19 protein-coding genes are annotated in these 22,335 nt (G+C 46.2%); 18 read left to right on the top strand and 1 reads right to left on the bottom strand.

The features are described 5' to 3' along the window. The first annotated feature begins 34 nt into the window (after nt 1-34). The 3 genes from spoIIID (at nt 35) to A7D23_RS02875 (ending at nt 2,250) form a co-directional block, all read left to right on the top strand. Entirely contained in the window at nt 35-289 is a 255-nt protein-coding gene (spoIIID, locus tag A7D23_RS02885; RefSeq protein ID WP_015044900.1) for a sporulation transcriptional regulator SpoIIID, read from the top strand. Nucleotides 290-511: 222 nt separating this feature from the next. Beyond that, nucleotides 512-1,501: a rod shape-determining protein MreB gene (mreB, locus tag A7D23_RS02880; RefSeq protein WP_019224979.1), complete on the top strand. Its 990-nt coding sequence runs from the start codon at nt 512-514 to the stop codon at nt 1,499-1,501. A 17-nt stretch (nt 1,502-1,518) separates the two neighbouring features. Next, nucleotides 1,519-2,250: a WecB/TagA/CpsF family glycosyltransferase gene (locus A7D23_RS02875; protein WP_019224978.1), complete on the top strand. Its 732-nt coding sequence runs from the start codon at nt 1,519-1,521 to the stop codon at nt 2,248-2,250. 124 nt (nt 2,251-2,374) lie between these two features. Here the strand turns inward: A7D23_RS02875 and A7D23_RS02870 are convergent, their stop codons facing one another. Continuing rightward, nucleotides 2,375-3,496 carry a glycosyltransferase gene (locus A7D23_RS02870; RefSeq protein ID WP_019224977.1) on the bottom strand — a complete coding sequence of 374 codons (1,122 nt, stop codon included), beginning with the start codon at nt 3,494-3,496 and terminating at the stop codon, nt 2,375-2,377. A 98-nt stretch (nt 3,497-3,594) separates the two neighbouring features. Between A7D23_RS02870 and A7D23_RS02865 the strand changes: the two genes are divergently transcribed. The 15 genes from A7D23_RS02865 to uvrB all read left to right on the top strand — a co-directional run bounded on the left by A7D23_RS02865 (nt 3,595) and on the right by uvrB (nt 22,205). Then, entirely contained in the window at nt 3,595-4,821 is a 1,227-nt protein-coding gene (locus A7D23_RS02865; protein ID WP_025206217.1) for an O-antigen ligase family protein, read from the top strand. 60 nt (nt 4,822-4,881) lie between these two features. Then, on the top strand, nt 4,882-5,253 hold the full coding sequence (locus A7D23_RS02860; RefSeq protein ID WP_019224975.1) for a hypothetical protein: 372 nt from the start codon (nt 4,882-4,884) through the stop codon (nt 5,251-5,253). Nucleotides 5,254-5,356: 103 nt separating this feature from the next. Further along, a complete protein-coding gene (locus A7D23_RS02855) occupies nt 5,357-7,042 on the top strand; it encodes a DEAD/DEAH box helicase family protein (protein ID WP_242836979.1) in 1,686 nt (561 codons plus the stop codon). Further along, nucleotides 7,035-7,757, top strand: a complete 723-nt coding sequence (locus A7D23_RS02850) for a ComF family protein (protein ID WP_019224973.1) — start codon at nt 7,035-7,037, stop codon at nt 7,755-7,757. The genes A7D23_RS02855 and A7D23_RS02850 overlap by 8 nt, the downstream gene beginning before the upstream one ends. A gap of 427 nt (nt 7,758-8,184) precedes the next feature. Next, nucleotides 8,185-8,715, top strand: a complete 531-nt coding sequence (raiA, locus tag A7D23_RS02845; RefSeq protein ID WP_015044892.1) for a ribosome-associated translation inhibitor RaiA — start codon at nt 8,185-8,187, stop codon at nt 8,713-8,715. Between the two features lie 154 nt (nt 8,716-8,869). After that, complete coding sequence (gene secA / locus A7D23_RS02840) at nt 8,870-11,380, top strand: preprotein translocase subunit SecA (RefSeq protein ID WP_019224972.1); 2,511 nt, start codon at nt 8,870-8,872, stop codon at nt 11,378-11,380. 70 nt (nt 11,381-11,450) lie between these two features. Continuing rightward, nucleotides 11,451-12,558 (top strand): peptide chain release factor 2 gene (gene prfB / locus A7D23_RS02835; RefSeq protein WP_141690633.1). Its coding sequence is split into 2 segments (ribosomal slippage): nt 11,451-11,519 and nt 11,521-12,558, totalling 1,107 coding nucleotides; the frame shifts between segments, so codons are not numbered across the junction. A gap of 33 nt (nt 12,559-12,591) precedes the next feature. Further along, entirely contained in the window at nt 12,592-13,404 is an 813-nt protein-coding gene (locus A7D23_RS02830; protein WP_019224970.1) for a transketolase, read from the top strand. Continuing rightward, nucleotides 13,404-14,369, top strand: a complete 966-nt coding sequence (locus tag A7D23_RS02825; protein ID WP_019224969.1) for a transketolase family protein — start codon at nt 13,404-13,406, stop codon at nt 14,367-14,369. Before A7D23_RS02830 ends, A7D23_RS02825 begins: the two co-directional genes overlap by 1 nt. Before the next feature lie 318 nt (nt 14,370-14,687). Next, nucleotides 14,688-15,374, top strand: a complete 687-nt coding sequence (ftsE, locus tag A7D23_RS02820; protein ID WP_019224968.1) for a cell division ATP-binding protein FtsE — start codon at nt 14,688-14,690, stop codon at nt 15,372-15,374. Further along, the gene (ftsX, locus tag A7D23_RS02815; RefSeq protein ID WP_019224967.1) at nt 15,364-16,248 is read left to right on the top strand and encodes a permease-like cell division protein FtsX; all 885 of its coding nucleotides are present in this window, start codon (nt 15,364-15,366) and stop codon (nt 16,246-16,248) included. Before ftsE ends, ftsX begins: the two co-directional genes overlap by 11 nt. A 73-nt stretch (nt 16,249-16,321) precedes the next feature. Beyond that, the gene (locus A7D23_RS02810; protein WP_019224966.1) at nt 16,322-17,455 is read left to right on the top strand and encodes a M23 family metallopeptidase; all 1,134 of its coding nucleotides are present in this window, start codon (nt 16,322-16,324) and stop codon (nt 17,453-17,455) included. 72 nt (nt 17,456-17,527) lie between these two features. After that, on the top strand, nt 17,528-18,709 hold the full coding sequence (locus A7D23_RS02805) for a S41 family peptidase (protein ID WP_019224965.1): 1,182 nt from the start codon (nt 17,528-17,530) through the stop codon (nt 18,707-18,709). A gap of 336 nt (nt 18,710-19,045) precedes the next feature. Continuing rightward, the gene (locus A7D23_RS02800) at nt 19,046-20,086 is read left to right on the top strand and encodes a hypothetical protein (protein WP_019224964.1); all 1,041 of its coding nucleotides are present in this window, start codon (nt 19,046-19,048) and stop codon (nt 20,084-20,086) included. A 67-nt stretch (nt 20,087-20,153) separates the two neighbouring features. Next, nucleotides 20,154-22,205, top strand: a complete 2,052-nt coding sequence (gene uvrB, locus A7D23_RS02795) for an excinuclease ABC subunit UvrB (protein WP_019224963.1) — start codon at nt 20,154-20,156, stop codon at nt 22,203-22,205. Nucleotides 22,206-22,335 lie beyond the last annotated feature (130 nt).

Here is a 22,335-nt window from a genome sequence, read left to right as displayed (position 1 = left end):
CTAAAACATTGCAGGTACAAAGGGGAGAGGGAGAGTGCAGGAACATATCAAAAGAAGAGCTTTGGACATTGGCAACTATATTATAGAATCGAGCTGTACAGTGCGGCAGACCGCGCAAATATTTGGGGTATCCAAGTCGACGGTACATAAAGATGTAACGGAAAGATTGCCGTTGATTAACAAACGACTTTCCTCTCAGGTCAAGCATGTCCTTGAAAGCAATAAAGCCGAGAGGCATATTCGGGGAGGAGAAGCAACCAAGAAAAAATATATGCATACGGAGGATTAGCTCCTAAAAGACAGACAGAAAAATAGGTCGCAAAAAACGGAAAGAAAGAGGAAAACATAAAATTACATCGAATAATATGAGCAAAGTTATAAAAAGAATCTCCCCTCCAGGGAGATTCAATTTTGGCTGCCGCCCGGCATGTAAATGCTTGGCGTCTGCCAGGTTTTTCTTATTTTCATGGGACAAGCCAATAGAATCGTGAAGTGAAAGGGGCAGCACCTGATGTTTGGGACTGATCTTGGGATCGATTTAGGCACGGCGAGTGTTCTGGTCTATGCACAAGGCAGGGGTATCGTTTTGCACGAGCCTTCGGTCGTTGCGATTGATAAGAACACAGGTAGAAGAATTGCGGTCGGCGAAGAGGCCAGAATGATGCTTGGCAGGACTCCCGGAAGCATTATGGTCATCAGGCCGATGAGGGATGGCGTCATTGCAGATTATCAGACCACCGAAATCATGCTGAAATATTTACTCAAAAAAGCGGGAATAAAAAACTGGCCTTTTATTAAAAATAGAGTTGTTGTCTGTATACCGTCCGGAGTCACCGAAGTTGAAGAAAGGGCTGTAAAACAAGCCGCTATGAAAGCCGGTGCCGGACAGGTCAAAGTAATTGAGGAACCTTATGCAGCTGCCCTGGGGGCCGGTATGGACATATACGGCCCCGAAGGAAACATGGTCGTCGATATCGGCGGTGGAACGACAGATATTGCAGTAATCAGCCTGGGAGGGGTCGTAACCAAAAAAAGCATCCGCATGGGCGGGGATAAACTGGATGAATCGATTATCAGGTTTATTCGCAGAGAATTCAATTTGATGATCGGAGAAAGAACGGCGGAAGATATCAAGATCAAAGTCGGCTGCGCCGTTCAGGAAGGAAAAGCAGACAACACGGAGATCGATGTCAGAGGAAGAGATCTCATCACCGGACTCCCGAAGACCATCATGGTAGATTCAAAAATGACGTATAAAGCGATGGAAGAATCGCTGGAAGTGATTGTAGCCGGAGTTAAAGATGTTTTAGAGCGTACACCGCCGGAACTTGCTGCGGATATTATGAACAGGGGAATCGTACTTACCGGCGGAGGATCGATGGTAAATTCCCTGGATCTGAGGATTTCTAAGGAGACGGGACTCATTGTGACCCTTGCCGATCATCCGATTTCCTGTGTCGCTTTAGGGACGGGCAAAGTCCTTAAAAACAGTTTCAAGTGAGAATCCCGGGGACAAAAATGAAACAATTGGAAATATTGGGAACGCGTATTGATCCGGCTAGTTTGCAGGACTGCCTTGAAACTATCAAAAATACGATTTTGCTGGGGCAGCAACTCCGGATTGTGACCGCAAATCCCGAATTAATTTACAAAGCTGAACATGACGCCAATCTCCTAGCAGTCATCAATTCAGCCGGTCTTGTCGTACCGGATGGGGTCGGCGTAGTTTGGGCTGCCCGGAAACTTGGCCTTCCAGTCAAAGAAAGAGTAACCGGCATCGACCTGACAGCAGGGATATTAAGGGAAAGCAACCGTCACGGATGGAGAGTATTTCTGTTGGGCGCGAAGCCGGGCATTACAGAAAAAGTTATTCGGCAGCAGAGCCTGCGGTACCCGGGGATAGCGTTGGCGTGTCATCATGGTTTTTTTACGCAGGCAGAAGAGCCGGAGGTCATCCGGCAGATCCGTCACTTTGCACCGGATATTCTTTTGGTTGGCTTGGGTGCCCCCAAACAGGAATACTGGAATCATGAACACGCAGGGCTGGCTAAAGTAAGTATGGGTATCGGGGGGTCATTCGACGTACTGTCCGGAGAAGTGAAACGTGCCCCCGGGGTATTTCGGGAATCCGGACTGGAATGGCTTTACCGGCTGATCAGCGAACCGGGCCGGATAAAAAGGCAAGTTGTACTTCCACTGTACCTTCTAAGGGTTCTGAAACAGAAATATTTCCCGGAATCTGATAAATAAAAACGGTTCATATCGGTTAATCTTGACCGGATGATTCTAATAGGGAATAAATATGATTCTAATCGATTAGGAAAATAACTCACTCAGATAATATACGAAAGCTAAGTGACCGTTTACAGCGCACTTAGCTTATTATTTTTTCATAAAAAGTTATTGTATCCTGAACCATTTTTTCAATGGAAAACAGGCTGGCCTTTTGCCTAGCCCTGGCAGTCATTTCGGCAGAAAAAGCCCTGTCCTTGAGCACCTTGCTGCAGGCCAGCGCCATCGCCGCAGGGTCAGCCGGCGGAACGAGCAGGGCTTCCTTGTGGTCTTCCAGAAGTTCAGGGATCCCGCCGACCTTGGAAGCTATAATCGGGATTCCGGCTTGAGCGGCTTCCAGTAAAACTAGTCCCATTCCTTCGCTCAGAGAAGGAAATACAAACAAATCCATTGCCGGCAGGGCCTGCCAGGCTGAAGGCAGGTAGCCGGTCAGCGTAAATGAAAGTCCGGAAAGCTTCAGTTGTTCGGTCAGTTGATTATGAAGAGGACCTTCACCAATGATGAGCAGATGAAGGTCAGGGATTTCCGCAGTAAGCAGTTTCATCGCTTCAATCAGGTAAAACTGCCCTTTCACCGGGTGCAGACGACCAATCGTTCCGATGACAAGACAATGATCCGGGATTGACCATTGTTCACGGAAGGCTTTGAGCATTTGGTCTGGTTGAGTGAATGAAAATATTTCACTACCGTTATAGATCACGTTCACCGGCAAAGTTAATCCTTTCCTGTTCAGTCGGATGGCAGCGGATTGGCTGAGACTGACGGATACCGCAATAATGCCGGCAGACCAGTGCAGGGTGAGATTATCGACCCAGAGAGAAATCCTGCCTTTGAGGGAAGACGGATAATCGTATTCCGGCAGGCTGTGGATGGTTGAAATGCAGGGGATCTTGGTGAGTCTCGCGACGGTCCGCCCCAGAAGGTTAGCCCTTGTGCCATGGGCATGGATTAACGCAATCTTATGTTTGCGGCAGAAAGCAATAATGGTAGGCAAAGGGGAGAGGTCAAAAGGGAACTGCATGGGGAATATTTCAGACGGGATGCCGAAAGACTGTGCGCATGGTGCCAGCGCGGAGCCCTTGGTCAGACAACCCAGAAAAGGATTTACGCTTTGCCTGTCCAGATTTTTCAGGAGATTCAGAACGTTCTGCTCAGCCCCTCCGATCTCGCCGCCTCCAATCAGATGAAGAACATTAATCGACATAGATTGCCTCCTCCAAAGCCTTTGGCATAATATTTCTCTGCTGTTATAAATATGATAGAGAAATATGATTGGACTTGCAAGTCCTGCGGAGGATTAAGGTGAATTATGGGAGGACAGAAAATTTCCTAAGTGTGTTTATGTTTTTGGGTATGATATGCCACGGGATTTTTTTTATCCGAGAGTGGCTTGTCCTGGGTGCTGTCTTGATATTCTACACGATTGCTCACTGGAAACAAGTTTGTCTTACAACTATCGCCGCCAAAAAAAAATTTCGGAATCCGGTGAGCATTTTTTTGCTGCTGAGCCTTTTTTCGCTGGTGGGACTATTCAGTCCAGTCAGGGCAATTGATGGCTGGCTGGAAGCGTTCCGCTGGCTGGTATATTTATCTGCCTATTTGTGGGGAATACAGCTGGCGGCTGCCGGGGGGGCAAATAGGTTTTTAAACAGAATGATATGGTTGACAATTTTGGCGGTGGTACTGTCCTGGCTGCCCGGAAGTGAGAATATCTGGCTGCCGCCTGGCCCGCCGGAAGAAGGGCGCTATGCCTTCTGTTTCGGATATCCGAATTCTGCTGCAGCTTTTCTTGGGTGCCAATTAATGGTAATATTGATAAAAAGGGGATTTAACCCATTTTTCTTGCTGCTGCTGGGAATAAGTATCCTATCCACTGGATCAAGGGCTTCGATACTGCTGCTTTTGTTGTTTATCCCGATTCTATTGCTAAAAAAAAGAGCTTTAACTCAAAAAAATATTATAAATATGGATAGCATCAGAACTGTAACCGAAAAGCGTTCTCAGGCGTCAGTCAGAATAATACTTCTTGCTTGTTTGATCATTGTCCTATACCCTGCAGTTTCGAGTATACAGGTGCCATTCAGCCATTTAAGTTCCTGGACGTATACCAGCATGGCGGAAAGAATTACGTATTATGCTGATAGTATCCGGCTTGCCAGAGATGCATATTTTCTGCCGCGGGCGGGAGGATGGCTCGGTTTTCCCTTTATTCAGACCACCCCTTATTGGACATTGGATACCCATTCTTCATTTTGCCGGGTGCTTTTAAATCAGGGGATCATTGCTCTTTTGTTATTAATGCTTTGGGCACGGCAAGGATTCAGGAGTTTTGTCCAGGACCTTTGGAATGGAGATGACCTTGGAACGATCTGTACGAAAGCAGCAGCTCTATTTTTGGGACTGCACAGCCTGATTGATGTGGATATGTCTTTTGGGATTATCGGCATCTTATTCTGGCTGCTGGTCGGGCTCAATACCGGGGAAAAAACAGAAAATCAGGACAAGATCAGAACCGCCTTGCTTAGCTGAAGCATATGATAGAAATAATCAGAAGAATTAATGATTATACGGCAAAGGCAGGTCAGGCACATGATGCTTATTTATGGTGTATTGGCGGTAGGTTTGATTATTCTTTGGTTATGGGCAGGACAATATGAGTGGGAGCTTCCGGATGCCCTGTCTGAACGGATTGAGGCCTTTAGAACAAACAACACGCGGCAGGTGAAGACAATCACTGACAATGCGGTTTTGGCTATTGAGGCCAAGGAATTTGACCATGAGGATATTGAAAAAGAAATTTATATGGTCAGAAAAACACGAAACAGGCAGGAGGGAATAATTGTCAGCATAGATTTGTCGCAGGAGAATGCCAATCTTCCTAAAGACGAGCAGGAAAGAACCAAGACCCGTCTGGAAAGACGTTTTCCTGGCCTGACGGTTCAATATACTCAGAAAGGATAAGGACAAAAGCGTGCTTTTTTACATATTAGCCAAAGACAATGGAGAATTCTGTTTTTCTCCGCTGCCTTCTGCGGGCCTAATCCTGGGAGGGTGGACGAGGTATTTGAGCCCGGGGTTACCGCTAGGAAAGCTGCTGGCCGTCACTGCAGGGCTGCCTGATAAAAAACCAACGACACAACCAGCCACGCAGCCATTTTCACCAGCTCTGCCATCAGCACCAGTTATAGACAGGGACTTTGAAAACAGGCTTGCCCAAAAGCTAACAAATCGAATGAAAAAAGAAAATATGGGCGTTCAAGAAAAGGTTCGGTGGCAGGATATCAGCCGGGAGGCCTTGCCGGAGGCATTCAATATCGAAGTGCTGCAGAATGAAACCGTGTACCAAAAATTCCTGAGAATAGCGGAGGGCAGGCAACTCGCCGAAAATGAGTTTCGGATTGTGGAGAAGAAGCTCGGCGTTAGTACGAAGGAACTTCTGGGCTTCATGCAAAAAGCTGTGCAGAGCGGAAATGCAGAGTGGCTGCCGATTTTTGAACAGGTTCGATCCAGGTATTTCTGCCGGCGCTGCGGAAGCAGTCATTATGAAGAATGGCCATCACTGTATGGCGATACATATACCTGCCTTGACTGTCGGGAAATTGGACCGCTCAATTCTCTGCAAATTCTTTTTAGGCTCCATTCCGTCGATGTTCCGGGTCAAACACAGGTGGATACGGATAAGTGTAAACCAGATCAAACTGTCCGGAGTTATAGCCTGGAATTTACTTTTGCGCAGGAAAAGGCAGCCGAAGAGCTTTGGCAGCAGGTGCACCGGCAAAAAGCACAAGAAACGCTGCTTTGGGCTGCCTGCGGTGCTGGAAAAACAGAGGTTTGTTTCCCTTTGATCGACAGTTTTTTGCGTCAGAATAAAAAGGTTCTTTTTGCGGCACCCAGACAGGACGTTGTGCACGATGTTCAGCCTCGTTTGCAGAAAAATTTTCCGGAATACAATATCAAAATTTTAAGCGGAGCGCTGCCGCAGGATATGGAGCCCTCAAAGCTAACCGTCGCAACAACGCATCAAGTTCTGAGATTTTATCGGGCTTTTCACCTGATTATCCTTGATGAGACTGACGCCTATCCGTATGAAGGAAGCAGCGTCCTGGAATATGGGATCAGACAGGCTTTGAGACCAGATGGACAAATTATCTGTCTTACAGCGACACCGTCAGCAGAAATCCTGTTACGGGTCAAGAGCCAGAAATGTGCGATCGTCAGACTCCCTGTAAGACATCATGGATTTCCTGTTCCGGTCCCCGAATGGCAAAAAAATAAACTGACCAGGGATCGTTCACTGGTTGAATTGAAAAAAGTATTGCTGAAATTGATTGCGGACGGTCCGATTCTGGTCTTTGTCCCCACAGTTGCGTTGGTTAAAGAATGGACGGGTGTGCTGAAAATGGCTTTTAGTGATCTGCGCGTGGAGGGAAGCTGGAGCTCGGATGCTGCGAGGAGAGAAAAGATCGTACTTTTCAGGCAGGGCGATATTAATATTTTTGTCTGTACATCCATTTTAGAAAGAGGCATAACCATTAAAGGTGTACAGGTTGCAGTTTTATTTGCGGATCATACGCTCTATGATGCGAGGGCTTTGGTCCAGATGGCCGGCAGAACAGGCCGGAGCGCAGAATGTCCGTTTGGAAGAGCCGTCTTTATTTATGCCGAACAAACCCAGGCCATGATCCAGGCCAACCGCTGGATTCAGGACCAGAACAGGCTGGCTGAAGAATGGGGATGTCTGAATGGTTGATTTATTCTTGAGACTTAAAGAAAACGCAGTGCTTTTGTGGTATGAGAAGACAACGTATTGTCTGCTTTGCGGCAATGTATCAGAAGAACCGGTCTGTCTGATTTGTCAGCAGGCGTATTTCTTTCCGAATCTGCCTCGCTGTGGTTCCTGCGGCAAAATTCTTGCAGAGACCAAAACACGTTGCCGAAATTGTGAAACAGGAAAGGGGCCGGAAGGATTGGATAAGGTAACCTGTCTGGGTTATTACAAAGGTGCCTGGAAAGAATTGGTTCAGCAAATTAAATATAAGGGACAGCCATATTTGATAACGTCTCTGGCAGAAGTGATCATTCCATGGGTTATCCGCTGGTTGCCTCCTCCTGACGCAGTAGTTCCGGTGCCGATGCATCCGGACAGGCTGGCCCAAAGAGGATTCAATCAAGCAGAGGTGCTGGCCTCAATCATCAGCAGGCAGCTGGCAATTCCTTATCAGAATTTGCTTGACCGAATAAAGGATACAATTCCTCAGACTACCCTGGGACGCAGGCAAAGGCTGCGGAATCTCCGGGATGCCTTCTCAGTCAAACCTGGTTACAGTGATCTCAGGGAAATTGTCTGGCTGGTTGATGATGTTGTGACGACAGGCTCGACGCTAGAAGAATGTGCCGGGGTACTGAAAAAGAATGGGGTAAAGAAAGTCTATGCTTTTTGTCTTGGCGCGGGAAAAGAAGAATGAGACAATTTGCCGCATAAGAATTATTTTTTGCAGAAAATTGCAGAATGAAGACAAAAATAGGACCTTCGTACTAATCGATGGACTGCTCACAATTTTATCCACCAATAAAAATGAAAATATACGCCAAAAAGTAAAGTTATCAACATTATCCACAATTTGTTGTGTATAACTTCAACAAACCGAAACGCTAGTATCATGTTAACCCTAAATCTCATATATCCTGACAGCAGATTTTTCGCAATACTGCGTTGTCTTGCAGAAAATCTGCTCGCCGTCATATAAAATTTTAAGGTTAACAAGATACTGCTTCTCAGGATGTTTTCAGTTCGTTGAGGTAATAATATCACTAAACAAAGATAAAATTTGGCAGGAATTTAATAAGAAAAGATGAATTATAATACTATATCAGGCGAAAGGGGTTGAGACTATGAATATCAATGTTCGAGGCAAACAAATGAAAATGACGGACGCGTTAAAGGATTATGTAGAAAAAAGAGTCCGTAAGCTGGAGAAGTACTCCGATGATTTTCTCGATATTCAAGTCATGCTGTCCGTAGAAAAAGAACGTCAGAGAGTTGAAGTTACTGCCCCGCTAAACGGATTTCTTCTCAGAGGTGAGGAAGAAACAGATGATATGTATTCCTCCATCGACCTGGTAGTGGATAAGTTGGAACGCCAAATGGAAAAATACCGCAAGCGTATTGGGAAAAAAAGAATAAAATCCACGAAGGAGGAGCCGAGCTATATCCTCGAGGATGATGAAGAAATCTTTGACAATAACAGCATCGTTAAAACAAAAAAGTTTTCAGCTAAGCTTATGTCGGTTGACGAGGCAGCGATGCAGATGGACCTGATCGGGCATAATTTTTTTGTATTTGCCAATGCAGATACGGGGCAGATAAATGTTGTTTACCGGCGTAAACACGGTGGCTACGGCCTACTGGAGCCAGAATACTAAAACGGCTGAACGACTCAGGTTTATTAATCGCATATCCTGAGCAAAAAAGTGTCCCGCCTAAGCGGGACATCTTTTTGCTTAGATTGAACCTTCAGTAAGACAGTGATAAAATAATCATATTAAGCACACCGCGCAAGGTGAAAGGTGGACCAAAATGGGTTTTTTAAAGGATTTGATTGATGACAACGCCAGAGATATAAAAAAGTACCAAAAGAAAGTTGAAAAAATTAATCAGTTGGAACCTTCCATACAGGTACTCTCTGATGACGAACTCAGAGCAAAGACAGTGGAATTCAAAGAAAGACTGGAACAGGGTGAGACGCTGGATGATCTTTTGCCGGAAGCCTTTGCTGTCGTCAGGGAGGCTTCGAAAAGAGTTCTCGGACAGCGGCACTATGATGTTCAGCTTATAGGCGGAATGGTCCTACACGATGGAAGGATCGCCGAAATGAAGACCGGGGAAGGCAAAACGCTGGTTGCAACCTTGCCTACGTATTTAAATGCCTTAACCGGCTTGGGCGTCCATGTTGTGACGGTTAACGATTATCTTGCCACCCGTGACGCCAACTGGATGGGCCAGGTGTATGATTTTCTCGGTTTGTCCGTCGGGTTGATTGTTCATGGTCTGACACACGAACAGCGGCGGACAAGCTATAACGCCGACATTACGTACGGCACGAACAATGAATTCGGATTTGACTATCTGAGAGACAATATGTCCGTCAATCCTGCCGCTGTCGTCCAGCGGGAGCTCCATTATGCGATCGTGGACGAAGTAGACTCGATTCTGATCGATGAAGCGAGGACGCCATTAATCATTTCCGGAGAAGCTGATAAGCCCACTGAACTGTACTTCCGGGTTGCGAAGGTTGTCCCCCGCCTTAAGCCGGAGGAAGACTATCATGTCAATGAAAAGGACAGAGTTGTAACGCTGACGGAGAATGGGGTATCTAGGGTTGAAACAATGCTCGGGGTGGATAACTTATACGATGATCTGCACAATGAAGTTGCGCATCACGTCAATCAGGCTTTGAAAGCGCATACCCTGTTCAAGCTTGACCGCGACTATGTGGTGAAAGACGGTCAGGTCATTATTGTCGATGAATTTACGGGCCGCTTAATGTTCGGGCGCAGGTACAGCGAGGGGCTCCACCAGGCGATTGAAGCCAAGGAAAATGTCAAGATTGAGCGGGAATCTCAGACGCTGGCAACAATTACGTTTCAAAACTTTTTCCGGATGTTTAAGAAACTTGGTGGCATGACCGGTACCGCGAAGACGGAAGAACAGGAATTTATTAATATTTACAGGTTGGACGTCGTAGAAGTCCCCACGAATCTTCCGATGGTCAGACAGGATCTGCCTGATGTTATCTATAGGACGGAAGAAGGCAAGTTTGACGCCGTAGTCAACGATATTTCGGAAAAGAATGCCAAAGGCCAGCCAGTACTTGTTGGAACGATTTCGATTGAAAAATCCGAGAAGCTCAGCGACATGCTGAAAAAGAAAGGTGTTCCACATCAGGTGCTGAACGCGAAGTTTCATGAACTTGAAGCCCAGATCGTCGCCAAGGCGGGGGAACAGGGTATGGTAACCATTGCAACCAATATGGCAGGCAGAGGAACAGATATTGTTCTTGGGGAAGGCGTAAAGGAACTTGGCGGACTGCATATCATTGGCACGGAAAGACATGAATCTCGCCGGATTGACAATCAGCTGAGAGGACGTTCCGGCCGTCAAGGCGACCCGGGGTCTTCCCAGTTCTATATTTCACTTGATGATGATTTGATGCGGCTTTTCGGCGGTGACAATATTGCCGGGCTAATGGACAAACTGGGTATGGACGACAGTGTTCCTGTCGAATCCAAAATTGTCAGCCGCAGTATTGAAACAGCCCAGAAGAGAGTCGAGGGCAGAAACTTTGACATCCGCAAACACGTGCTGAATTATGACGATGTTATGAACAAGCAGCGTGAGATTATTTACTCGCAGCGCAGATCCGTTCTGACAGGAGAAAACCTGAAAGAACAGGTAATGGATATGATCGAAAAAGTCATAGCCGACACCACAGCGCGTTACAGCGGAAATAGCCCGTATCCGGAAGAATGGGATCTGGTCAGTTTTCTGGACTATGTCGACAATGTCATTCTTCCTGATCATGACTTTACCCCCGAACAGATTAGCAATTTAGCCAAAGAAGAAGTTGAAGAACTATTGACCGACAGGGTGCATGAACTGTACGAGATCAGGGAATCCCAGTTCGGTTCGGACCTGATGCGCCAAATTGAAAGAGCAGTGGCTCTGCAGGTTGTAGATACCCGTTGGAAGGAACATCTTGACGCGATGGACAGCCTCCGGGAAGGGATTGGCTTAAGAGCTTACGGACAGCGCGATCCGCTCCTTGAATACAAGAATGAAGCCTTTGATATGTTCCAGGGTATGGTAGAATCCATCCAGGAGGACGTTTCGACTTATATCTTAAGAGTAACACCTCGGATTACGACGCAAGTTCCGGAACAGGCGCAAAAAGTCTCCGAGAACCGTTATGAGGAAGAACAGGAACAGGCCAAGAAGCCCCGCAAAATTGGGGAACATATTGGCCGCAATGATCCCTGCCCGTGCGGAAGTGGGAAGAAATATAAGAAATGTTGCGGAATCAACAGCTAAATAAAATGTTGACAAAACAGATTTGTTTTACTTTAATAAGCAGTGGAAAAAATAATCTAGGGGTGGAAAAATGCTTGCCGATTGGAAAAAAGAAATTGAGAATCTAAAAATGCGTTTAGCAGATTTGAGGGTTTCCCTTTGACGTTGCTGGCCGTCAGATAAAGATTGCCAAGCTTGAGGACGAACTCAACAAACCCGGTTTCTGGGATGATCCTTCTTCAGCGCAAAAAGTCATGCAGGAATTGACCCGTGAGAAGGATAAGGTGACGGTCCATCAACAGCTCCAGGATCAGATCGAGGACATCGCTGCACTTTGGGAGTTGGCTGTGGAGGAAGACGATATTTCTTTGGAATCGGAAATTGAAAACACCATTGTTAAATTGAAAAACCAGTTTGCTGATTTGGAACTAGAGATTTTGCTCAGCGGACCTTATGACCGTAATAATGCGATCATTACCCTGCACTCCGGCGCAGGCGGAACCGAATCCCAGGATTGGGTGCAAATGCTGTACAGGATGTATGTACGCTGGGGTGAACGCCGGGGATTTAAAGTCGAGACACTCGATCTTCTCCCGGGAGAAGAAGCAGGAATTAAAAGTGTAACATTTTCCTTGGTCGGGGAGAATGCCTACGGCTACGCCAAATGTGAGAAAGGGGTACACCGTCTGGTTCGTATCTCTCCTTTTGATGCCTCCGGACGGCGGCATACTTCCTTTGCCTCTGTCGATGTGATTCCTGAAGTCACTGATGATGCAGAGATAACCATTGATGCGGAAGATTTAAAGGTTGACACGTACCGTTCAGGAGGAGCCGGCGGACAGCATGTCAATAAGACGGATTCTGCTGTACGGATCACACACCTGCCTACCGGAATTATTGTTCAATGTCAGAGCGAGCGCTCACAGATTCAGAACAGGGCTTATTGCATGCGGGTTCTTCAGGCCAAGCTTTTAGAATTAAAGCGAAAACAACAGGAAGAGGAAATATCTGAGGTTCGTGGGGAGCAAAATGATATCGCCTGGGGGAGCCAGATCCGGTCCTATGTCTTTCATCCTTACAGCATGGTTAAAGACCATCGGACCAGCTATGAAACAGGGAATGTCAATGCGGTGATGGATGGGGAAATTGATCCGTATATTTCGGCTTATCTTCAGCAAATTGTCGGACAGAATAAATAAATTGTGACCAAGCAAAGGAGGAAGCTTTATACCATGTCAGATTTAAAAGAAATCGCCTGCAGGATACGTCAGGACATCATCGAAATGCTGGAAAAAGCTAAATCAGGGCATCCAGGCGGCAGCCTTTCGGCCGCAGATATCCTTGCCGTCTTATACTTCCGGATCATGAATATTGATCCGGCCAATCCTGGATGGCCTGAGCGGGACCGCTTTGTGCTCAGTAAGGGGCATGCTGCCCCTGTACTTTATGCAGCTCTGGCTGAAAAGGGATATTTCCTGCGCGAGGAGCTGCAGCACTTACGGCAGACCGGACACTTTCTTCAGGGGCATCCGGATATGAAAAAGGTTCCGGGAGTTGATATGTCCACCGGTTCTTTGGGACAGGGCATTTCAGCTGCAGTTGGGATGGCGCTTGCCGGCAAGATTGATCAAAAAACATACAAAGTATATTGTCTCGTAGGTGATGGGGAAATGAATGAGGGCCTGGTTTGGGAAGCGGCAATGGCAGCAGCCCATTATAAGCTCGATAATCTGATTGGCATCCTGGACTTTAACGGTCTTCAAATTGACGGGGAGACGGAGAAAGTCATGAATTCTTCTCCGCTCTCCGACAAATGGGGAGCCTTTGGATGGAATGTCCTGGAGGTTGACGGCCACGACATTTCAGCATTGACGGATACCCTGGAAGCAGCGAAGCAGGTCCAGGGCAAACCGACGATGATTATCGCCAAAACCATTAAAGGGAAAGGGGTATCTTTTATGGAAAACCAGGCGGGGTGGCATGGAAATGCACCCAGCCCTGAACAAGCGGAAGCTGCCCTGGCTGAACTGAGAGGTGAAAACTAATGGCTGAGATGTTTGATCTGATTAAAGCGGAAAAAATAGCGACGAGAGATGCCTATGGCAAAACACTCGTGCAGCTTGGCGGAGAAAACAAGGATATTGTGGTTCTGGATGCCGACTTGTCCAAGTCAACTAAAACAGCCGATTTTGCCAAGGTATTTCCGAAACGTTTCATCAATATAGGCATTGCCGAACAAAATTTAATGGGAGTCTCGGCCGGGCTGGCAGCAGCGGGCAAAATTCCCTTTGCGAGCACTTTTGCAATCTTTGCAACAGGAAGAGCTTTTGAACAGATCCGGAATTCCATTGCATATCCGAAGCTCAATGTGAAGATTGCGGCTACCCATGCGGGGATCAGTGTAGGTGAAGACGGTGCCTCCCACCAGGCTGTGGAGGATGTGGCGCTGATGCGTTCCGTGCCAAATATGACGGTATTGGTTCCTGCTGATGCGGAGGAAACAAGTCAGGTCATCAAAGCTGCTGCAGCATACCAGGGACCTGTCTATATCCGGCTCGGAAGACTGGCACTGCCCGTGCTCTTTGATTCATCTTCCTATCAGTTTGAGATTGGCAAGGCCAATGTCCTGAAAGACGGCAAAGATGCTGTCATTATCGCAAACGGGCTCATGGTAGCGGAAGCGCTGAAGGCTGTGAATGAACTCAGCGGGCAGGGCTGCGATGTCGCGGTTGTCAATTGTGCCTCTGTTAAACCACTGGACAAACAGACCATTATTCAGATCGCGCAACAAACAGGAGCAGTTGTCACGGCGGAGGAACACAGCATTATTGGCGGACTCGGAAGTGCAGTGGCAGAAGTATTAAGCGAAAATTGTCCTGTCCCGCTCTGCCGGGTTGGGATCAATGATGTTTTCGGAGAGTCCGGACGCCCGGATGAACTGCTGGTGAAGTATCATCTTACAGCGAAAGACATTGTTGAAGCTGTAAGACGAGTGATTGCCAAAAAATAAAGAGTTGCAGGATAAATAAAAGCAGGATATTCCCCAAAAGAGTATTCTGCTTTTTACTTTTGCTCAATTTGTTCTTTTAATTACCGATAAAATAGTAAGAAGATTTGGATCAGAAAATAGCCTAAAGAAATCAAATATATTTCTGTTGTTATTTGTCAATATATTTATTTTTTACACTATCGTTTAATAATTGTGGAATGCATTCCTGAGATCTTGCCATTTTTCAGGAAATGTTTAATTTTTTTAGCTGTCTTAGACAGGAAAATAACACAAAATGTCGAAGAGATAAATGTTAATAGGTCTTCCGGAGGACAATGAATGATTAAACTAAAGAATGTTTCCAAAATATATCCGAACGGTGCCCGCGCTCTGTTCGGCGTCAACCTTGATGTCGCTAAGGGAGATTTTGTATTTCTGGTTGGGGCCAGCGGGGCCGGCAAATCGACACTGATCAAACTGCTCTACCGGGAAGAAATTGCTACGAGGGGACAGGTACTCATCGATAATGTCAATCTTGTCAGAATGTCTTCCAGCCATGTGCCATTGGTCAGAAGAAAAATTGGTGTTATTTTTCAGGATTTCAAGCTGCTTCCGGCAAAGACCGTATTTGAAAACGTCGCTTTTGCCCAGCAGGTTATTGGTAAAAGTATGAAAGAAACCAGAGAGAATACGAATACGATTTTGGATTTGGTTGGACTTGCTAAGAAAAAGAATGCCTTTCCTTCCGAGCTTTCAGGAGGCGAACAACAGCGCGCCTGCATTGCCAGGGCGCTGGTCAACAAACCCGCTTTGCTGGTTGCGGACGAACCTACAGGGAATCTTGATGTTGATACTTCCTGGAGTATCATGGAACTGCTTAACCACGTCAACAAGCTGGGTACCACGGTCGTGATGGCAACACATGCCAGGTACATTATTGAACAAATGAATAAGAGGGTAATAAGGATTGAAGAAGGCAAGATTGTTGATGACAGCATAGAGGGGGCATACAGAATTGTCACTTAACTCAGCAAAATATGTTCTAACCCAGTCTCTGGTATCATTGAAAAGAAACTTCTGGCTCAGTGCCGCATCCATTTTAACGGTGATGATTTCTTTAACAATCGTTGGTTATTCGGTTTTCTTTTTAGTCAACACATCGAACATTGCCGAGACCTTTGAATCTCAGGTAGAAATTGCCGTGTTTTTAAATGATCATCTGGAGACATCACAAATTACCGATTTGAAAAGTCAGATTCAAAAACTTGAAGGTGTCGCAACCGTTGCCGTTACCACTAAAGATCAGGCTATTATAGAGTTTCAGGAATCCATGGGTTCCGACTCTCTTCTGGAGGATTTGGGCGGAGTGAACCCATTTCCGGATAAGATTACAATTACAACGACCGATGCCCGTCTCGTCGAAGAGATTACTTCCCAGGTAAGCGGGCTGACCGGAGTCGAGAAAGTCCGTTATGGGCAGGGCTTTGTTGAGAAACTGATTGTCTTTACTCAGTGGCTTCGCTGGGTCGGGATTGGCGTTGTTGCCGCATTTGCTTGTGCCTCTTTCCTCTTAATTGTTTTAAATATTAAAACCAATGTAAATTCCAGAGAGAAAGAGATTCAAATCATGCGCCTGGTTGGCGCCAGCAAATCCTTTGTCCGTTGGCCATTTATCATCGAAGGGATCGTCATCGGTATGGTCGGGGCAATCCTGGCTGTTGCGCTGGTTGGGGCTACCTATACCTGGCTCCTGCAGTATATTATCTCGACCTTGAGTTTCCTGCCTGTTGTCAGCAGTCAACAGTTCATTATCAATGTGCTTCTGCTGATGGTTCTGGGCGGGGTTGCCATGGGATTTCTGGCAAGTGCGTTCTCTGTACGAAAATTTTTGAACCTTTAAAATCAGTTTTTTATGATTTTAGACGTCGAGGTTAACGAACTTTGAGTTCTATTGGGGGGGAATGGCGTAAAATATGATTAAAATGACAAGACCGGTTGTTTTGCTGATTGTTTTAACTCTAATGGTTACCTTCAATTTTCCTGTGACCGCGGATGAACTGTCTGAGGCGCTTAAGCAGCAGGAAAAGATCCTGAATCAGCAGAAAAACGCGGAAGGAAACCTGAATAGCCTGACGACAAAAGCGCAACAGATGGAGAAACAGATCCGGCAACTGACGACGCAAATTTCTGACGCTGAGGTGGATCTGGATCAGAAAGAAAACGCCCATGCGAAGGCCCAGGAAGAAGTAACGGCGATTCAAACGGAAGTGACAGCCAAACAGCAGGAACTGAAAGGGAGACAGGATACTCTGCGCAGTCGGGTACGCGCGATCTATGAAGAAGGTCAGGTAAACTATCTGGAAGTTCTATTCCAATCCACTGATTTATCCGACTTCATTTCCAGAGTAGAATATCTAAGCTGCCTAGTTGAAAATGATCAAACCATTTTAAGTGATATCCGTGTTCAAAAACAGGATTTAGATAAAAAAAAGGAACTCCTAGTCGCTAAAATGGATGAGGCGGAGAGCTTAAAACAACAGGCGGAAGCAGCTAAGAATTATTTGGACAGCAGCAAGTCAAAAAAAGAAGTAGCACTCGCTGAGAATAAAGAGGATCAGGAAGCGCTGCTCGAACAAATTGACAAGCTGGAGAGAGACTCTAAAGCACTTGAGTCAAAAATCCGTGAATTGCAGAAGAACAACACCGGAGGAGTTACTGGGACAGTTAGTGTCTGGCCTGCTCCAGGATACAAGTATATTACCAGTACTTTCGGATACAGGGTTCATCCGATAACAAAACAGTATAAACTGCACACCGGAGTCGATATCGGTGCACCATATGGGGCGAAGATTGTAGCAGCAGGATCCGGTACGGTGGTCTTTTCCGGTTGGTACGGCGCCTATGGAAATGCCATTATTATCGACCATGGCAATAAAATTTCAACGCTTTACGGCCATATGTCTTCAAGGGCGGTTGCAGTCAATACAACAGTGGCAGCCGGCCAAACGATCGGTTATGTCGGATCAACGGGATGGAGCACCGGGGCCCACCTGCACTTTGAAGTGCGTAAAGACGGCACCCCGACGAACCCGATGGCCTATTTTTAATCAATTGGACTTAACTTGTACAAGTCTGCATATACTAACAGAGAATAATGAGTTTGATAGGGAAGTGGACGTTTGTTCAACCGTGTGAATTGGAAAAAAGCTTTTATACAGGCCGCCGCAGTCGGCCTGATATTTTGTCTGGGGCTGGCACTTGTTGTTGGCGGGTTTGTACTGGTCAATTATGATCACCTTGGAAGATTTATGCGGGTGGTCTATCTTATTGACACCCAGTATTTAAATGGAACATCCCGTGCTGGACTCGTTGATGGGGCAATCGACGGGATGGTGGGTTCGCTGGACCCGTATTCATCCTTCCAGGATGCTGAGGAAAACAAAGTGCTGATGAATTCGATTCAGGGCACCTTTGGAGGGATCGGTGTACATTTAAGTACGGCAGATCCGGAAAAATTGGTTGTTATGCGTCCAATCAAAGGTTCTCCGGCTGAAAGGGCAGGACTCGAAGCGGGGGATATTATCACAAAAATTGACGAGACCGATGTCTCCACGATCAGCCAGGATGAAGCAGTCGCGATCTTAAGAGGAGAGCCCGGGAGCAAGGTGACGGTTAAAATTTACCGGCCGAAGACGAAGACAGAATTTACCGTAAGTCTTATTCGTGACTATATCAATGTTCCGACGGTTGAAGGGATCTCCCTGCCGGGAAGGTCAGATATTGGGCTGATTGATATTTCCAGTTTTAACATTAATACCGGGGATGAACTTGAGAAGGTTTTACGGGAGATGGATCTGACCAAATATAAGGGTCTGATTATTGATCTTCGTTATAATTACGGAGGAGAAGTCAATGCCGCGATTAAAGTAGCAAGTTTTTTGGTGCCGGAAGGGTCGATCGTTCACATTGTGAATAGGAACGGCGTCGTAGATACAAAAGAATCGACTGCTGAATATATCGACATGCCCATTGTCATTTTAACCAACGAATATACGGCCTCAGCAGCAGAAATCGTATCGGGGGCAGTCAAGGATTACGGAAGCGGGGCCCTGGTCGGGACGAAGACGTATGGCAAGGGTGTCGTGCAGACCGTGTTTACCCTTGATGGCAACACCAGCGTAAAGCTGACGACGGACAAATATCTTACACCGAAGAAAAATGATATTAATAAATTGGGAATCAAGCCCGATGTTGAAGTCGAACTTAAAGAAGGAGAAAAGCCTACCATCCTTCCGACCGAGCCTGTCTTCGACAGTCAGCTGAGCAAGGCGGTTGAAGTCCTGCTGCAGAAAATCCAGTAGGATAGAAAAGGATACAGTATCTTTATTCAGTCAAATGGAAGACGTCTTTCTCTAAATAGAATCCGCAGCGGAACGAATGATTAAACCCATTCTGCTGCGGATTTATTTAATGAGCAATCTCATCCTAGTACTACATTCTTAGAATAGACATACACATCGAGAGTTAATTCCTGATAAGAAGATCTTCTTATTATCCCTATGATCAGTCTAAGGGACACAGTTTCGCTGTGAGCGGAGTATTGTAATGGACATTACATTTCTGTTTTGACGGGAGAACGCCGGCTGTTCCATTTGCATAGAATATCCCACAGACATTATTGAACTGGAGGAATCATCATGGGGAATACAAGTGGGATTCGTCATTATTATATTGAGGCATTCACGCCTTACGGTTACGTATCGCTGCTGCCTGAACTGCTGAAAGAAATTAAATATACATATCTTCTCACGGGCGGCCCGGGTACCGGAAAATCAACCATGATGAAGCTCATCGGCATCCAGATGATTGATCGTGGGAATGATGTTGATTATATCAGGTCGATCAGGGAAGCCGATTCAGTTGCCGGTCTGTACCTGCCCAAGCATAAAATATGCTTACTCGATAAGGATGAATTTAACTGGCAAATAAATTTCTGCGGCCCGTACCACCGTGAAATTGATTTTTCTTCCTTCTGCCGCCAGAGCAGACTGGAAGAACACAGCCCTAAAATCAGTCAGCTCGGAGCAAGTCTTGCTGACATTGAGCAGGACATCATTGCCCAGCTCAGAAAAGACTATATGCCGAAAAAACAAGAGGAATCTGAGGAAGATGGGCACGCCTGTCAAAACAAAACCAGGAATCTGGACGCTGTCCTGTCTTTGGCCTGGGAAGGCGATCAGCAAGGTGATGATTCGCCGCATATTGATGAGATCACGCGAATCCTTTCTAGAATAAAAGCAAATAATCTGTCGTTTTATTTTCTCCATAGCCTTCAATTAGAAGGGTGGCTAAATCTTGCTCCAAGATATATTCGGGATTTTGACCGGATTTGCCTGGACGGTGAAGAGTCTGCTCACCTTCTGCGGGTACTGCTCGAAGAGGTTAAATGCCTGGGGCAGGCCATGGAAATTATTGTTCATCCGCTAAAACCGTACACAATCGTCGGTTTGCTCTTTCCGGAAAAGAACCTGGCGGTCTGGAAAGGCAATCCCTGCCGGATTGAAGAGCAGGGTTTCCGGATGGGTCACAGTACGGAGCTGATAGCTATTCTCGAACAATACAGAAAAAACCGCCTCGAATTAAAAAATCTAATTAATGACTCCGTGAATTTCAGGGGATTGGACCATTTCCGCAGCGAGCTCCTGAGCAGTATTTTGACGGACCTCCATCAAGGATGAAACAAAAATGCGGGAATGAGAACAAAATGATATAATAAATATACTGTCTTTGATGGAGGGATATTCTATGGAATTTCGACTACGGGCTCCTTATAGTCTTTCTGGAGATCAGCCCCAGGCAGTGGACAAGCTTACTGAAGGCATTCTAGCCGGTAATAAGCACCAAACGCTGCTGGGTGTTACCGGATCGGGTAAAACATTTACAATGGCCAGCATCATTGAACGCATTCAAAAACCGACCCTGGTCTTTGCACACAATAAGACGCTGGCCGGACAGCTGTATTGCGAGTTTAAGGAATTTTTTCCGGAGAATGCGGTTGAATATTTTGTCAGTTATTATGATTATTATCAGCCGGAAGCTTATGTTCCATCCAATGACCTCTACATTGAAAAAGACGCTTCCATCAATGAGGAAATAGAAAAATTGCGGCACTCGGCCACAGCTGCGTTGTTTGAAAGAAGAGATGTCATTGTTATCGCAAGTGTTTCCTGTATCTATGGTATGGGATCTCCCGATGAGTACCGGGATATGGTTCTGTCTTTAAGGCAGGGCCAGGAAATAGAACGCAATCAGATGCTGCGCAAGCTGGTTGAAATCCAGTACGACCGGAATGATACCGCCTTTTATCGCGGAACTTTCCGGGTAAGAGGGGATGTCGTCGAGGTATGTCCTGCTTCTACGGATGAAAAGGCAGTTCGGATTGAAATGTTCGGCGATGAAATCGAACATCTTTATGAGGTGAATCTTCTGACCGGTGAAATCCTGGGAGAACGAAAACATATCTCGATTTTTCCAAACTCCCACTATGTGACCGAACGTGATAAATTAATGCTGGCTGCTGAAAATATTGAGCAGGAGCTTGAAGAGCGTCTGGAATATTTCCGTTCAAGGGAAAAGCTACTGGAGGCTCAGCGCCTCGAACAGAGAACCCGCTACGATATTGAAATGCTTCGGGAGATGGAATTTTGCAACGGTATTGAAAATTATTCCAGGCATCTTACCTTCCGCAAACCAGGAGAAACACCCTATACTTTGCTGCACTTTTTCCCGAAGGATTTCCTGATGTTCATTGATGAATCACATCAGACTCTGCCGCAGGTCAGAGGCATGTTTGAGGGAGACCGTTCCAGGAAAAGCACGCTGGTGGAGCATGGTTTCCGCCTGCCCTCTGCCATGGATAACCGGCCGCTGCGTTTTTCTGAATTTGAAATAGTTGTACCCCAAAGGGTCTATGTCAGTGCGACTCCCGGACCATACGAAATGGAGCACTGCCGCGAGGTTGTCGAACAGATTATCCGGCCCACAGGTTTGATTGACCCGGAGATCATTGTGAAGCCCACCCAGGGACAGATTGATGACCTGATCGGCGAGATCCGGCAGCGGATTGCCAGGGACGAAAGAATCCTCGTGACCACACTGACCAAGAGAATGTCCGAAGACCTGACAGACTATCTGAAACAGCTGAATATTAGTGTCAGATATCTTCATTCTGATATTCAGACCCTTGAGAGGCTGGAAATCTTAAGAGAACTCCGTCTTGGAGAAATAGATGTGATTGTCGGGATTAACCTTTTAAGAGAAGGCCTTGATTTGCCTGAGGTATCGCTGGTGGCGATCCTTGATGCTGACAAGGAAGGATTCTTAAGATCGGAAAGGTCTTTGATCCAGACTGTGGGCCGGGCGGCCCGAAATGTCAACGGAAAAGTCATCATGTATGCGGACAATATGACGGAATCCATGAAAGCCGCGATTGGTGAGACCAACCGTCGCCGAGCGATCCAGGAAGAATATAACAGAGCACACGGGATTATCCCGCAGACCATTCGCAAGCAGATCTATGAAGTGCCTGAAGCGACGAAAGTTGCGGAGAAAAAGACGGCTTATGGGGAAAAAGGCGGCAAGTTGACACCTGAGGAACAGGAAAAAACCATTCAGGTCCTGGAAGAAGAGATGCTTAAGGCTGCCAGGGAACTGGATTTTGAACGCGCAGCTGATTTAAGGGATGCGATCATTGAACTGAAGGGAGAATATGCTGGTATGACACGGAGCAGCCGCTCTAAATCCGGCAAAAACTATTCTTCCGAGAAACAGAACAGATCCCGTAAAAAAAGAAGGTAAATAAATGCGAACAAATGTTCCCTTTTACTGTTTTTTGGTGTAAGATAAGATCGTGGCAATTATGGAAGAATAGATGTTAAATAAGGAATAGAATCAAGCAAAAATATAGCCTTATCATCTTTAGAAGCCT

Origin of the sequence: Dehalobacter sp. TeCB1 (genome assembly GCF_001707455.1) — a bacterium.
GTDB lineage: Bacteria > Bacillota > Desulfitobacteriia > Desulfitobacteriales > Syntrophobotulaceae > Dehalobacter > Dehalobacter restrictus.
This window is presented reverse-complemented; position numbering and strand designations above follow the sequence as displayed.

Coding starts and splice junctions, on each gene's coding strand:
- A7D23_RS02810 (WP_019224966.1), top strand. CDS start 16,322: ATGATTAAAATGACAAGACCGGTTGTTTTGCTGATTGTTTTAACTCTA.
- A7D23_RS02850 (WP_019224973.1), top strand. CDS start 7,035: ATGGTTGATTTATTCTTGAGACTTAAAGAAAACGCAGTGCTTTTGTGG.
- A7D23_RS02800 (WP_019224964.1), top strand. CDS start 19,046: ATGGGGAATACAAGTGGGATTCGTCATTATTATATTGAGGCATTCACG.
- A7D23_RS02860 (WP_019224975.1), top strand. CDS start 4,882: ATGATGCTTATTTATGGTGTATTGGCGGTAGGTTTGATTATTCTTTGG.
- A7D23_RS02870 (WP_019224977.1), bottom strand. CDS start 3,496: ATGTCGATTAATGTTCTTCATCTGATTGGAGGCGGCGAGATCGGAGGG.
- A7D23_RS02830 (WP_019224970.1), top strand. CDS start 12,592: ATGTCAGATTTAAAAGAAATCGCCTGCAGGATACGTCAGGACATCATC.
- A7D23_RS02825 (WP_019224969.1), top strand. CDS start 13,404: ATGGCTGAGATGTTTGATCTGATTAAAGCGGAAAAAATAGCGACGAGA.
- ftsE (WP_019224968.1), top strand. CDS start 14,688: ATGATTAAACTAAAGAATGTTTCCAAAATATATCCGAACGGTGCCCGC.
- mreB (WP_019224979.1), top strand. CDS start 512: ATGTTTGGGACTGATCTTGGGATCGATTTAGGCACGGCGAGTGTTCTG.
- A7D23_RS02875 (WP_019224978.1), top strand. CDS start 1,519: ATGAAACAATTGGAAATATTGGGAACGCGTATTGATCCGGCTAGTTTG.
- secA (WP_019224972.1), top strand. CDS start 8,870: ATGGGTTTTTTAAAGGATTTGATTGATGACAACGCCAGAGATATAAAA.
- raiA (WP_015044892.1), top strand. CDS start 8,185: ATGAATATCAATGTTCGAGGCAAACAAATGAAAATGACGGACGCGTTA.
- uvrB (WP_019224963.1), top strand. CDS start 20,154: ATGGAATTTCGACTACGGGCTCCTTATAGTCTTTCTGGAGATCAGCCC.